The sequence below is a fragment of the Streptomyces sp. NPDC040589 genome, assembly GCF_055594445.1.
Map to the genome: position 1 here is coordinate 791,505 of NZ_JBVIWP010000001.1, position 13,480 is coordinate 804,984.

Sequence of the window (13,480 nt, forward strand, 5' to 3'; positions counted from 1 at the left end):
TTACGCGGTGGGTGTGGTCAGGGCGGCCAGGGGGAGTTCCAGGCGGACTTCCGTGCCCTGGGGGTGGCCGCCGCGGCCGATGCGGATGCGGGCGCCCACCGAGGCGGCGCGTTCGACCATGCCGACCAAGCCGAAGTGGCCTGCTCGGCGGAGTTGTTCGAGCGTGGTGCCGGGCGGGAGGCCGCGTCCGTCGTCGTACACGCTGATGCGGAGCAGGTCGCCATGGACGCCCGCGCGGACGTCGACACGGCTGGGGTGCGCGTGGCGGTGGGCGTTCTCCATGGCCTCCGAGGCGATGGTGAGGAGCTGGCGGGCCACCGCGGGTGGGACGGGGGGTACGGAGTGCTCGCCGGTGGGGCGGTAGACGGCGGGGAGGCCGGTGCGAGTGCTGAAGTCTCGGGTGCGGGCGGCGAGTTCGACCAGGACGTCCGTGGCCTGATCGGGGTCCGATTCGCGGCGCAGGTCGGCCAGGAGTTCGCGGGATTCGGCGGCTGCCCGGCGGGCTGATCGGGCGACGAGTGCCGCCTGTTGTTTGACCAGGGCCGGGTCCATGCGGTCGGCGCCCGCAGTGCCCGTCAGGCCGTCGGCGGCCAACGCCACACCGTGCAGGGTCTTGGCCACCGAATCGTGCATCTCGCGGGCCAGGCGGGCGCGTTCGGCGCTGACCGCTTCCGTTACGGCGAGCCGGGCCTGGACGGTGGTGAGCGCCTGGGTGGCCGCGCCGAAGCGGAGCATGAGGTTGCGGAGGCTGGAGCCGACGGCGCCGGCGATGACGCAGAGGCCGGGCAGGAGTGCCGTCTCTGCGATGCCGGGGTGCGGGTTCTCCTGTGCCGCGTGGATGAGGAGGAGCAGGAGGGCCTGCAGGGAGGCGAAGGCGGCGGCTCCTCGCCAGTCGTAGACGAGGCCGGCGAGGAGGGGGGTGCAGACGCTGACGTAGGCGAGGGTGCTGTCCGGGCCTGCGGCGATGAGGAGGAGTGCGCCGAAGAGGGTGTCCGCGGCGAGGAGAGTGGGGTGGCGGAGGAGGAGGGGGCCGAAGCGTTCCCAGTCCCTGAAGAGGACGTAGGAGGTCATGAAGGTGACGACTACGGCTGCGCCTACGAGGCGGGTGGGGAGGCCCTCGTTGGCGTTGACCAGGGCGGTGGGGGTGGCCAGGGCGATCATGGCCAGGCGGAAGCCGAAGACCTGCCGGGACAATGCCTGTAGGGCGTTGACCTGGATGTCGATCGCGGGGCTGGTGGGGGTGTCCGTGTCCCGGCCTTCGACCGGAATGGGGTTCCCACCCGCACCACCCGTGCGGCTTTCGTTGTCGGGTGCGGGTGGCCCCGGCTGAGGCTGAGCGCCATCGGCGGCTGACCGACTGCTCGTGTGCGGTTCCGGCTCGCCGGTTGCCGCCCCAGGTGTCGGGACCACCCGCTCCCACCCCGGCGGCAACGCCGGTGTCGCCGACGTCACCGGAATGTCCGGCGCGCCCGTGCGGACGTGGGACGGGAGGACCGTGCCCGCCGGTGGTGTGGTGATCTCCGGGGTCTTGGGGCGGCGGCGCAGCAGCCCGGCGCGTTCCCCTGTCATCGACATGCTGTCGCTCGCCTCCCCTACTTGCCGGTGACCGAGCCGAAGTCCGTGCCCGAGCCGAGGATCAGGCCGGCGCCGAGGAGGAGCATCGTGGCCGGGACCATGAAGGTCGTGATCATCATCGTGGCCTTGGGAACGGCCCGGGCCGCCTTGCGGCGGGCGTTCTGCGCGTCCGTGCGCCGCATGTCCTTGGCGAGGGCCACCAGCGTGTCGACGATCGGCGCGCCCAGTTCCTCGCCCTGCTGCAGCGCCGTGACGAACATGGCGACCTGCTCGGAGTCGTTCCTGCGCCGCAGTTCCGCGAAGGCCTGGCGGCGGCTCATGCCGAGGTCCATCTGGCGGAGGGTGATGCGCAGTTCGTCCGCCCAGGGCCCCTCGTACTTGGACGCGACCCGGTCCAGGGCCTGGCGGAAGCCGAGGCCCGCGCTCACCACGACCGCCAGGACGTCCAGGAAGTCCGGCAGGGTCCGTTCGATGACGTCCTTGCGGATGCGGATCGCCGACCAGATGCCGACCTCCGTCCAGAACGCGCCGAAGGCGAGCAGGAGGAGGGCGACCAGGAGCTGGCCCCGCATCAGGAAGACCAGGAAGCCGACCCCGCCCAGGGCCCCGTAGACCGCCCGGCGCGCGGCGTAGCGGTCGATCGTCAGGCCGCCCGGGTTGCCCGCCAGGTCGATCTTGCGACGGTACCTGGCCACCTGCTTGGGGCCCATCAGGCGCAGCACCGCGGGGGCGTAACGCATGCCCATGCGGTCGATCAGCGAGTCCACGGCTCCCGTACGGGTGGAGCCGACCTCCAGGGCCAACGCGAGATCCCCCGGCAGTTTGGCCTCGGCGCGGTACATGCGGATGCCGGCGAAGATGCCCCAGACGCTGAGGCCCATCAGCAGGGCGAGGAGAAGTCCCATGGATTCCGTTCCCTCCTGGCTTCTCAGACGTCGATGCGGGACAGGCGGCGGATAAGGACGAAGCCGACGGCGTAGAGCGCGAAGGCGATGACGACCGCCCCTTGGCCGAAGGGTGAGCCGGTCATGCGGTCCAGGGCGCCGTCCTTCACCCCGTTCATGAGGAAGAGCGAGCCCACGCCCAGGACTGGCACCGCGTAGGACGTCATGCTGACCTGGGACAGCTGGGTGCGGACCTCGCGTCGGGTCTCCTTGCGCTCCTCCAACGTCTCCGTCAGGTTGCGTAGCGCGCTTACCACCTGGCCACCGGCCCGGTTCGACAGCACCAACGTCGTCACCAGGACGACCAGTTCCCGGGACGGAAGGCGATCCGCCATTTCGTCGAGTGCGTCGTCCAGTGAGGCACCCACCGCCAGCTGCGCGGAGACCTTGCCCAGTTCCTCGCCCGCCGGGGCCTCCATCTCCTCCGCCGCCATGCCGATCGCCGTGCGCAGAGCCAGTCCGGCCTGGGTCGCGTTGGCGAGGATCCGGGCCATCTCGGGGAGCTGGTTGATGAACTTCTCGATGCGTTTCTGGCGTTGCCAGTTCAGGAACTGCACGGCGACCCCGATGCCGAGCAGGCCCGCCAGCGGGCCGAAGAACGGGGCGAGGGCCGCCTGGCCGATCAGCCACAGGCCCGCGACCGTGGCGAGCATGTAGACGAAGAACTCACCCGGGGTAATGTCCAGGCCCGTCGCCGCCAAGCGGAGTTCCAGCTTCTTGCCGAGCCCGGTGCGCCGCAGCCGGCGGTCCAGGTTCCGGAAGTGCCGCCGCCGGCCGCCGACCGGGATCTGGCCGGTGGCGGAGAGGCGGTCGACGAGCGCCTGGCGCTGTGCCTTGCCCGTGGCGTAGGAGTGCAGGCCGACGACCGCGAGGACGCATGTCAGCAGGGTGACGCCCGTGGTGAGCGTGATGAGCGATTGCAGATCCATCGGTCGGTCCTACCTGGCTTCTCGGGTGGCTAGCTGGTCCGCGGACCGGGCGATGCCGAAGGCCTGCGGGAGGGGCTGGCTCGCCATGTAGAGGCGGTCGGCGGTGCGGCGTGGGACGGGGAAGTACTCGAAGGCGCCGTGGATACGGCCGTCGGAGCTCATGGGCCGCGCGTTGAAGCGGGCGACCGTGACCAGCCGGTACGGGTCGCTGCCGTGGCTGTCCATCAGGGCGATCTCGGTGATGCGGCGGGCGCCGTCGGCGAACCGGGTCAGCTGCACGATGACGTCCACCGCGCTGTTGATCTGGTCGTGCAGCGCCACGAAGGGGATCTCCACGTCCGACATGGAGGCGAGGGTCTGCAGGCGCATCAGCGCGTCCTCGGCGCTGTTGGCGTGGACGGTGGCCAGCGAACCGTCGTGGCCCGTGGACATCGCCTGGAGCATGTCCAGGGACTCGCCGCCCCGGACCTCACCGACCACGATCCGGTCGGGGCGCATGCGCAGGGAGTTGCGGACCAGGTCGCGGATCGACACCTGGCCCTTGCCCTCGACGTTCGGCGGGCGCGACTCCAGGCGGATCACATGAGCCTGCTGGAGCTGGAGTTCGGCCGAGTCCTCGATGGTGATGATGCGCTCGCCCCCGGGGATCAGCCCGGAGAGCGCGTTCAGCAGGGTCGTCTTCCCCGTGCCCGTCGCGCCCGAGACGATGACGTTGAACTTCGCCTGCACCAGGCCCGCCAGCAGGTACAGCATGTGCTCGTCGAGCGAGCCGAGGCCGATCAGCTCCTGGAGCGTGAAGGAGCGCGGGAAGCGGCGGATCGTGAGGGTGGCGCCCGTCAGGGACAGCGGCGGGATGATGACGTTGACGCGCTCACCGGACGGGAGACGGGCGTCGACCATCGGGTTCGACTCGTCCACGCGCCGGTTGACCGTCGAGACGATCCGCTCGATCGTCTGCATGAGCTGGTCGTTCGAGGCGAACCGCAGGGGCAGTTGCTCCACCCGGCCACCGCGCTCCACGAAGATGGCGTCCGGTCCGTTCACCATGATCTCCGTGATGGAGGCGTCCTCCAGGAGCGGCTCCAGGATGCCCAGGCCCAGCGCCTCGTCGACCACCCTGCGGATCAGCTGCGAGCGCTCCACGGTCGACAGGACCGGGCCCTCGCGGCTGATGATGTGCCCGAGCACCCGCTCCAGCCGCGCCCTGCGCTCGGCGGCGGCCAGCGAACTCATCTCCGCGAGGTCGATCTCCTCCAGGAGCTTGGCCCGGTAGGAGGCGACCATGTGGCCGTCCTCGCCCCGGTTTCCGTTCTCCTCGGGGGAGTTGATGCGTGCTCGCAGGCTCATGGGGGCGGTGCTCCGATCAGTGGTCGCGCGGCATCGTGGCGGTCTTGCGGGCCGTGCCGAAGTTGTCCTTGCCCGGGAAGATCGACGGGATGGTGATCTCGGCCGTGACCGTGACCTCGTCCCCGCCGTACGACGCCGGGCAGCTGGTCTCGTCCGCGAGCCAACTGCTCACCGCCGCCCGGCAGTCCGCCTCGTACGGCCCCTCCAGCGACGCACTGCGCGCCCCCGTCCGGGCCGCCGTGCCGGCCTGCTGGGCCGTGTACGCGATCAGGCCGAGCTGCACGGCCGCCAGGCCGACGAGCAGCAGGATCGGCAGGAAGCCGATGTACTCGATGGCGACCTGGCCCCGGTCGCGGCCCTTACCGGAACGCGCCATGTCAGTCCGCCTCCTCGACCGCACCCGCGTGCCCCCTGACCGGGAACGGGACGGAGAGCGTGCCCGGGAAGAGGATGGGAACTTCGAGCTTGACGTCGGCCGTGACATAGCCGGATCCCCCGCAGGTCACCTCGGCGCCGGAGCGCCACGCGTCCGACAGGTGTTTGAGCCCCGCCGTCTCGCACGCGGCCTGCCGCGCTCCCGGTTCCGCCGCCGTCGCCTGCCGCACCGCCTCGTCCGCCGCGTTTCCCGCGAGGGTGTAGGTGTAGCCGACGAGGACGATCTGCCACAGCGCGATCAGCGTCACGATGATCGTCGGTGTCATCCCGAGGAACTCGATGGTGACCTGGCCCCGGTCCCGCTCTCTCAAGGGCATGTTCATCCCTCCCTCTTCCGCCGAAAGCTCACCGACCCCCGGTCCCCACCCCGGAACCCCCGGCCCCCCTTCTGGGCACCGTCGGGGACCTTGACCAGGCCCAGTTCTCCCGCCAGGCCCCACAGGGCCTGCTTCACCGCGCTCTTGTTCTCCAGTTCGTGGATGCGGCCCGCGTCCACGACGCTCTGCAGTTCCTTGAAGTTGGCGGGGACGACGGTGGCGGCGACCGCCGTGCCGGTGATCTTCTGGATCAGGGGCGGCTGGATCTCCGTGGCGCGGCTGTGCCGGTTGACGACGACGGTCGTCTCCTCGGCCTTGCGGATCTGCAGCCGGTCCCACATCCGTACCGCTCGTTTGGCGCCCCGTACGGCGACCACGTCCGGCGTGGTGATCAGCAGGGCCCGGTCCGCCATCTCCACGGCCGCCGCGCCCGCGCCGCTCAGCTGGGCGCCGCAGTCGATGACGACGATCTCGTAGCGGGAGCGCAGGGCGCTGACGATCTGGCGGGCGGCGCGGTCGGTGACGTCCTCGCCGCGTTCCCCCTCGGCCGGGGCGAGCAGCAGGGCCAGGCCGGTGTCGTGGCGGAAGACCGCGTCGGCCAGGACGCGCGGGGAGATGTCCGTGATGGCGGCCAGGTCGACGACGGAGCGGCGGAACTGGACGTCGAGGTAGGAGGCGATGTCGCCGGTCTGGAGGTCCATGTCGACCAGGGCCGTGCTGCGGCCCGATGCCTGGGCTGCGAGGGCCAGCTGGATGGCGGTCAGGGTGGCTCCGGTACCGCCCTTGGCGCCGCTGACGGTGACGACGGTGCCTCCGACGCCGGTGAAGACGTCGCCGCCGGCGCCCAGGTGCCGCCGTACGCCGACGGACCACTGGGCGACCGCCTGGACGCGGCTGGCCAGTTCCTCGTAGCTCAGGGGCAGGGCGACGAGGCCGCGGGCGCCGTAGTCCATGGCGGCCTGGAAGAGGCCGGGGCTCGCGTCCGAGGTGACGAGGATGACGCCGACGGCCGGGAAGCGCAGGGCCACTTCGCGGATCAGCTCCAGCGCGGGGACCGGGCCGATCCGCTCGTGCACGACCACGACCTCGGGCAGTTCGTCGACGGACTCGGCGGCGAGCCGCGCGAGGGTGTCGATGAGCTGGGTGGAGTCGCCCACCGGGGCCACCGGCTCGGCGTCCGGGAGCTGGCTGAGCAGCGTCGTGATGGACCGGACGGCGTCCGCTTCACCGACTGCCGGGAGGATCCTCGTGGGCATGCGGGCCTCTCACTTGTCCTTCGCGAGTTCGTACGTCCGGTCCTGCTCCGGGACTGTGGTGTCGCTGCCGGGCGCGACGAGGGCGAGCCGGACCCGCTGGGCGAACGACTCGGCGTAGGTGATGCGCTGGGCGTCGAGGGCGGACAGCGCGAAGGTGATCGGGACGGCGTCGGTGGGCTGCTGGGTGCGGTTGTTCTCGTCCGGCTTCAGCGCGGTCAGGTCGCCCACGTCGATGACCTTGGCGTTCGTCACGATGATCTTCGACTGGTCGGGGTCGCCCTCACGCTTGCCCTCGAAGGTGGCGTACACGTTGACCGAGGAGCCGGGGGTGATCTTGCCGGCCACGCCGGTCGCCGCGTCGATCATGATGGCGACCTCCTGCTGGCCCGGCTGGAGGGCGGGCTGGCGGACGATCATGTCGGACTGGAGCAGGGAGCCCGAACGCAGCGTCGTCACGGCGATCTTGCCCTGGATCTCCCGCAGATCGGTGACGGCGTTGCTGGACAGCCACCGTTCGGGCATCTTGATCTTCTCGAACTGGCCCGTGGTGAGAGTGGTGTAGGGCGGCACGTCCGATTTCAGCCGGTAGGCGGTGACCTCGGGGCCGACCTTGGACTTCACGTCGCCTATGACGGAGAGCACCCCGGTGAAGGCGCCCAGGGCGCAGACGACCGACAGGAGCAGGAGAAGCACGCCGCGGCGCTGACGGGAATTCATGAACCGTGCAACCTCGTTGGGGATAGCGGTCGGTCGGGATCGGAGCGGTGCCGGCGAGCGGTGTCAGGGCTCACCCGACGGCCGTTCGGTTCTCGAGCTGTTTGAGGGGCGGGCTGTCGTAGACGGGTGGCGTGGCCGAACAGAAGACGCAGCGGTCGCCGATGACGTCGATGCCGCACCAGTGGCAGCTGCTGCGCCGTACGGAGGTGACCAGTTGGTAGAGGACCGACAGGTCGGGCAGGTAGCTGCAGAACTCGATCAGCTTGCCGGTGCCCCACCAGGCGGGCGACTCGGACGGCAGCGGGATCTCGCGCAGGCCCTGCACCTTCCAGGAGGGGGCGAGGGTGGCGGTGACCCAGTCGGACTGGAGCTGCCCCTTGGCGACCAGCATCCAGGTGCCGAACTCGGGGCCGGGGAGGGCGGCTTCGGGGGTGATTCTGACGAGCCGTGGCTCGGGGTGGGCGAGAACGCCGAACTGGCTGCCCGGGACCCAGGACTTGGCGTGCGATTTCAGACCGACGGGGACGCGGTCGAGCCGGGTGACGGAGTTGAGCAGCGCCCCGGCGTGGATGTAGTGGACGAGCAGCCGGCCTGCCGATGCGAGCACGCCGGGGCTGATGTCACAGGACGCCAGCTGACGTAACTGGCGGGCCAGGACCGCCAGTCCGAGCGGGGGCAGGTCCGGGCGGAAGAGGGCGATGCGGTCGCTCTCCATGAGGGAGCGCAGGGTGTGCAGCCGGCGCTGTACGGCGGTGGGCGCGGCCTGGGAGCAGACCACGATCACGTGTCCGTGGTGCTCGACCAGGGCCTGCATCTCGGCGAGCGCCTGTTCCAGGGGGCGCCGGTCGATGTCCCGCAGCACGACGGCGGGCAGGGTGCGTTCGTCCTGTGGCGGCAGCGCCATGTCGGCACTTGTCACGGCAATGGCAGTTGGCACGCGCAGCTCCCCGTTTCCCCATGCCCGTCGGCGCGCCGGTGTGACTCCGGCCCACTTCGGTGACTTCACTGCGTGACTACCTCAGCACTGTATCCACGGCTCTGTGACCGGAGAACAGCGTTTGTGTAGCTGGGGAGCAACTGTCGTTGCACAAGATGCGCCAAAACGGGGCAGGTTGAGCATCTTGCCGGTCGCAGTCACGACCCAGGCAACGGGCCCAGAGGGCCCAGCGTTGACGGTGGGTCTCCGTTTGGGTCCTGAGGCCCACGCCCGGCGCGGGGGCGCGTCCCTACGCTCGCCGTCCACGGATACGTGGTTCGGGTGAGGAGGGGTGCCGTATGGCTGGCGGGGGCGGCATACGGACGTACAGGGCCAGAGTGGTCTTCGACGACCGCGGCGCGACCGGTACCGAGTATCTCGGGATGGTCGTCGTCAGCGCGGCGATCGTGCTCGCGGTGTCGGCCACCGGCGTCGGACAGTTGATCTACGACAGGATCGCCGCGCAGATCTGCAAGGTCGCCGGCGGCGGCGACTGCGGAACGGGCGGCACCGGGCCGGGCAAGCCGCTCACCGACGCCGACTTCGAGCCGGCGCTGTGCCAGGTCTCCTCCGTCACCGACAAGGCGGGCTCCAAGGCGAAGATCTTCTTCTGGGAGATCGGCAAGGAGTACGGCTTCCAGGAGCAGCACCTGAAGGCGAAGACGGACGTCAACGGCGACGGCACGGTCGACGACAACGACCAGCTGGTCTACCTGACGTTCACGGACGCCGCGTCCGTCGCCGCGAAGAAGGACTTCAAACCGGGCATGAAGGTGGGCCGGTTCGGCGCGGACAAGGTGGAGCTGGGGCTCGGCATCAAGGTGACCAACGGCGACACCTGGGTCTTCCAGAGCCCGGAGGAGGCCCAGCGGTTCCGGGACGACGTGGAGAAGCTCCAGATGTACGAGATGCGGCGCACCATGCCCGGCGGCGCGGAGGCGAGCCTCGGCGACAGCATCGCCTACCTGTTCGGCACCGGGCCGCTGAAGGACGAGGAGGACACCCAGAACCGCATCAAGGAGAACCTCGGCGACAACCGGAAGATCACCTACGGCAAGGTGGGCCTGGAGGCCTCGGCGTCGGCGGGCCTGAAGATCTCGGCGGGCGACGAGAAGAAGCTGAGCGCCGCGCTCGGCGGCACCTTCAAGTACTCCCCCGAGGCGACCTGGACCGACAACGCCTACAAGAACACCAAGTCGTACACGTACTCCTCGTCCGTCGAGTACGGCTCCAAGGTGGGCTACGAGGCGGGCCCGCTCAGCGGCGAGTACGCGGCGAACACGACGCAGACCGGCACCATCACGGTCACCTACGACAAGAAGACCGACAAGCTGGTGCGGATCGACATGACCCGGACCGTCGAGGAGGGCGGCCAGAAGGACGGTGCCAAGGCCGGCGGCGACAACGGCAAGAAGGACGGCGACAAGCGGGGCGGGAACGCCGGGGTGAAGGGCACGGACTCGGGGACCGGCATCGAGATCGTCACCAACACCGTCACCTTCGACCCCGGCCCGGCCGGCGACAAGGACCGGGCGGTCGGTGAGCGCTGGCTGGACAGCAACAACGAGCAGGTCGCCACGCCCTTCACGTACATGTTCGACGACCACGCGCCGACGGCCCGGCCGGGCGCCGACGACCCCTTCGGGCAGCTGATGTTCGACCAGGGCAAGTCGAGCCGGATGACGTACACGGGCGAGGTGAACGCGGCCGAGTACGGCTTCGAGTTGAATCTCGGGCTCAGTCTGGGCATGACGATCAGCACGGAGAAGAAGTCGGAGACGCTGACCGATGCCCAGTTCCTGGGGGCGCCCCGCGGGGACGGTCGCTCCTACCTTCCCTACAGCTACTGTGCGAACTGACGAGACGGGAGCCCGATCCGATGAAGACCCGCCGTGCCTGCCTGGCCGCCGCCGCTCTGCTGACCGCCATGGCCCTCACCGGCTGCGGGAGCTCCGGTTCCGGCGGGTCCTCGGTGCCCGACGGCTGGGGGACGCTGAGGACGAAGGGCGTCGACGTGTCGTATCCGAAGGGGTACGAGGAGCAGAGCGCCGCCGAGCGGGGCAAGCACAACGCGGCCGCCGCGACCCGCACCGAGGACGGGAAGAAGGTCTCGGTCGTCACCGTGCAGCTCGGCTTCACCGAGGCGAACTCCGCCGAGCAGGCCGCGATCGCCGCCGAGGCGGGCATCCAGCTGGGCGCGGACGTCAAGGGCCAGAAGGACGTGGAGCTGGCCGGCACGGACGAGGCCAAGCGGATCGACTTCACCTTCAAGGCGACCGGCGAGGACGGCGGCCCGTCCAAGGGCACCCCGGTCCAGGGCGTGATCCTGACCGGGCTGGACTCGAACGACACCACCTTCGCGATCCGGATCGACGCCCAGGAGGGCTCCCTGCCGGAGAAGGACCTGGACCGGATCGTCGACTCGGTCGAGGTGCACTAGCCGTGGAGGTGCCGGGCGCCGGTTACGTCGTACTCGCACTGCTGGTGGCGCTGTTCGGCGCGCTGGCGTGGAAGTACGCGCGCCGCCTGGTGACGGTGACGCGGGTGCTGCGCGCCGGCGTCCGGGCGGAGGGCGAGTGCGTCCGGGTGGAGACGGAGCCGTACAACCGCTCCGATGCCAGGCGGCACTTCTTCGCCTTCCGTACGGCCGACGGCACCCGGGTCGAGTTCGAGGACCTGGCGGGCTGGTCGACGACGGAGGGCACCTCGGTCACCGTCACCTACGACCCCCGTGATCCGCGGGGCACGGCGACGGTGGCGGGCCGGGGCAGCTGGTCCCCGGTGCTCCAGTCGCTGGCCCTGGTCGCGGGCTGCGGCATGGCCGCGCTGGGCTTCGCGACCCTTCTGTACGTCGAGATCACGGGGAGCGGTTGATGGTTCTCGTCCGCTGCTGGGCCGTCGGCATCGTCGTCCTCGTCGTCAGCGAGTACGTCCAGATGACGCTGGTGTACGGCCCTCTGGTCGGCCCGCGGGGCGTCGGCTCGTTCGGTGCCGCGCTGGCGCTGGTGCACCTGCCGAACCTGGTGTGTGTCGTGCTCGCCACCTGGGCGGCGGCGCGGGTGCATCCGAAGCCGGGGCGGGAGATGCCGGTGCGGCATCTGGCGGCGGCGTGCGCGGTTCCGGCGGCGGCGCAGGTGCTGCTGCTGACGCTGCGGCCGGAGGTGCTGGATCTCGCGGGCCCGGCGTTCTGGATGTCCGCGGGGGTGCTGCTGGCCGGGTGTGCGGTGGGCCTGCTGCTCGACAGGTTGGTCTGGACCTCTTGACAGCACCTCTGGTCTGGACCATTTTCTTGTCATGTCCAGACACAGACGATCCATGCGGCTGTGGTCGGGTGCCGTCACGGCTGCCCTGGCCCTCACTGTCACGACCGTCGGCCAGGCCTCCGCCGCCGACGTCAACAACGCCAGGAACGCCGGCTTCGAGTCGGGCCTGAGCGACTGGACCTGTTCCGCGGGCAGCGGTACGACCGTCTCCTCACCGGTGCACGCCGGCACGGCCGCGCTGAAGGGAACCCCGGCGGGACAGGACAACGCCCGGTGCGCCCAGACGGTGCGGGTGAGGCCCGGCTCGACGTACACCCTGGGCGCCTGGGTCCGGGGCGGATACGCCTACCTCGGCGTCACGGGCACGGGCACGACGGACGTGTCGACCTGGACCCCGGACTCCTCCACCTGGAAGCAGCTCTCGACGACGTTCAGGACGGGCTCGTCGACGACCTCGGTGACGGTGTACACGCACGGCTGGTACGGGCAGGCCGCGTACTACGCGGACGACGTGTCGGTGTTCGGGCCCGACGGAGGCGGCGGCACCGACCCCGGCCCCACGGTCCCGGCCACGCCGGGCGGTCTGAACGTCTCCGGGACGTCGTCCTCGTCGGTGTCGCTGGCGTGGAACACCGTCTCCGGGGCGACGGGTTACACCGTCTACCGCGACGGCACGAAGGTGACGGCGGTCTCCGGCACCTCGGCGACCGTGACCGGCCTCGCGGCCTCGACGTCGTACTCCTTCCAGGTCGCGGCGACCAACGCGGCGGGCGAATCGCCGAAGTCGACGGCGGTGACGGGCCGGACGAACGCACCGACCGGTCCCGGTCCGGCCCTGCCCAGGCACGCGGTGACCGGCTACTGGCAGAACTTCAACAACGGTGCCGCGGTGCAGAAGCTCGCCGACGTCCAGTCGCAGTACGACATCATCGCCGTCGCCTTCGCGGACGCGACCTCGACGCCGGGCGCGGTGACCTTCACCCTGGACTCGGCCGGGCTGGGCGGCTACACCGTCGACCAGTTCAAGGCCGACGTCAGGGCCAAGCAGGCGGCCGGGAAGAAGGTCATCGTCTCGGTCGGCGGTGAGCGCGGCACGGTGGCGGTGAACGACGCGGCCTCGGCGGCGAACTTCGCGGACTCGGTGCACTCCCTGATGCGGACGTACGGCTTCGACGGCGTCGACATCGACCTGGAGAACGGCCTCAACGCGACCTATATGACCCAGGCCCTGCGGTCGCTCTCGGCGAAGGCGGGCTCGTCGCTGATCATCACGATGGCGCCGCAGACCATCGACATGCAGTCGACGTCCAACTCCTACTTCCAGACGGCCCTGAACATCAAGGACATCCTCACGGTCGTCAACATGCAGTACTACAACAGCGGTTCGATGCTGGGCTGCGACGGCAAGGTCTACAGCCAGGGCTCGGTGGACTTCCTGACCGCTCTGGCCTGCATCCAGCTGGAGGGCGGCCTTGCCCCGTCCCAGGTCGGGCTCGGCCTGCCCGCCTCGACCCGGGGCGCGGGGAGCGGCTATGTGTCGCCGTCGGTCGTGAACAACGCCCTGGACTGTCTGGCCAAGGGCACGGGGTGCGGGTCCTTCAAGCCCTCGCGGACGTATCCCGGCCTGCGGGGCGCGATGACCTGGTCGACCAACTGGGACGCGACGGCGGGCAACGCGTGGTCCAACGCGGTGGGTCCGCATGTGCACGGGCTGCCGTAGC

14 protein-coding genes are annotated in these 13,480 nt (G+C 70.3%); 5 read left to right on the forward strand and 9 right to left on the reverse strand.

Going from position 1 to position 13,480, the window contains the following annotated elements; genetic code table 11:
* The 9 genes from ACZ58V_RS03575 to ACZ58V_RS03615 form a co-directional block, all read right to left on the reverse strand.
* Window positions 1-1,575: a sensor histidine kinase gene (locus ACZ58V_RS03575; RefSeq protein WP_468187604.1), complete on the reverse strand. Its 1,575-nt coding sequence runs from the start codon at window positions 1,573-1,575 to the stop codon at window positions 1-3.
* 17 nt (window positions 1,576-1,592) lie between these two features.
* Window positions 1,593-2,480, reverse strand: coding sequence for a DUF5936 domain-containing protein (locus ACZ58V_RS03580; protein WP_189722972.1), 888 nt, complete (start codon window positions 2,478-2,480; stop codon window positions 1,593-1,595).
* A gap of 23 nt (window positions 2,481-2,503) precedes the next feature.
* Window positions 2,504-3,448, reverse strand: a complete 945-nt coding sequence (locus tag ACZ58V_RS03585) for a type II secretion system F family protein (RefSeq protein WP_468187602.1) — start codon at window positions 3,446-3,448, stop codon at window positions 2,504-2,506.
* Window positions 3,449-3,457: 9 nt separating this feature from the next.
* Window positions 3,458-4,795, reverse strand: coding sequence for a CpaF family protein (locus tag ACZ58V_RS03590; protein ID WP_189722970.1), 1,338 nt, complete (start codon window positions 4,793-4,795; stop codon window positions 3,458-3,460).
* Between the two features lie 16 nt (window positions 4,796-4,811).
* On the reverse strand, window positions 4,812-5,171 hold the full coding sequence (locus tag ACZ58V_RS03595) for a TadE/TadG family type IV pilus assembly protein (protein ID WP_468187600.1): 360 nt from the start codon (window positions 5,169-5,171) through the stop codon (window positions 4,812-4,814).
* A 1-nt stretch (window position 5,172) separates the two neighbouring features.
* A complete protein-coding gene (locus ACZ58V_RS03600) occupies window positions 5,173-5,553 on the reverse strand; it encodes a TadE/TadG family type IV pilus assembly protein (protein ID WP_359886776.1) in 381 nt (126 codons plus the stop codon).
* Window positions 5,550-6,803: an AAA family ATPase gene (locus tag ACZ58V_RS03605; RefSeq protein ID WP_468187598.1), complete on the reverse strand. Its 1,254-nt coding sequence runs from the start codon at window positions 6,801-6,803 to the stop codon at window positions 5,550-5,552. Before ACZ58V_RS03605 ends, ACZ58V_RS03600 begins: the two co-directional genes overlap by 4 nt.
* Before the next feature lie 9 nt (window positions 6,804-6,812).
* Entirely contained in the window at window positions 6,813-7,520 is a 708-nt protein-coding gene (gene cpaB, locus ACZ58V_RS03610) for a Flp pilus assembly protein CpaB (protein ID WP_189722966.1), read from the reverse strand.
* A 70-nt stretch (window positions 7,521-7,590) separates the two neighbouring features.
* Entirely contained in the window at window positions 7,591-8,424 is an 834-nt protein-coding gene (locus ACZ58V_RS03615; protein WP_471288120.1) for a hypothetical protein, read from the reverse strand.
* A gap of 371 nt (window positions 8,425-8,795) precedes the next feature.
* On the opposite strand from ACZ58V_RS03615, the gene ACZ58V_RS03620 reads away from it, so the two are divergent.
* The 5 genes from ACZ58V_RS03620 to ACZ58V_RS03640 are packed head-to-tail and all read left to right on the forward strand — an operon-like array spanning window position 8,796 to window position 13,479.
* The gene (locus ACZ58V_RS03620; RefSeq protein ID WP_468187595.1) at window positions 8,796-10,355 is read left to right on the forward strand and encodes a hypothetical protein; all 1,560 of its coding nucleotides are present in this window, start codon (window positions 8,796-8,798) and stop codon (window positions 10,353-10,355) included.
* 20 nt (window positions 10,356-10,375) lie between these two features.
* On the forward strand, window positions 10,376-10,936 hold the full coding sequence (locus tag ACZ58V_RS03625) for a hypothetical protein (RefSeq protein WP_471288122.1): 561 nt from the start codon (window positions 10,376-10,378) through the stop codon (window positions 10,934-10,936).
* Window positions 10,937-10,938: 2 nt separating this feature from the next.
* Window positions 10,939-11,370 (forward strand): DUF3592 domain-containing protein, encoded by a 432-nt coding sequence (locus tag ACZ58V_RS03630; RefSeq protein WP_471288123.1) that lies wholly within the window; start codon window positions 10,939-10,941, stop codon window positions 11,368-11,370.
* Window positions 11,370-11,759 (forward strand): hypothetical protein, encoded by a 390-nt coding sequence (locus ACZ58V_RS03635; protein WP_471288125.1) that lies wholly within the window; start codon window positions 11,370-11,372, stop codon window positions 11,757-11,759. Before ACZ58V_RS03630 ends, ACZ58V_RS03635 begins: the two co-directional genes overlap by 1 nt.
* A gap of 31 nt (window positions 11,760-11,790) precedes the next feature.
* On the forward strand, window positions 11,791-13,479 hold the full coding sequence (locus ACZ58V_RS03640) for a chitinase (protein ID WP_471288126.1): 1,689 nt from the start codon (window positions 11,791-11,793) through the stop codon (window positions 13,477-13,479).
* Window position 13,480 lies beyond the last annotated feature (1 nt).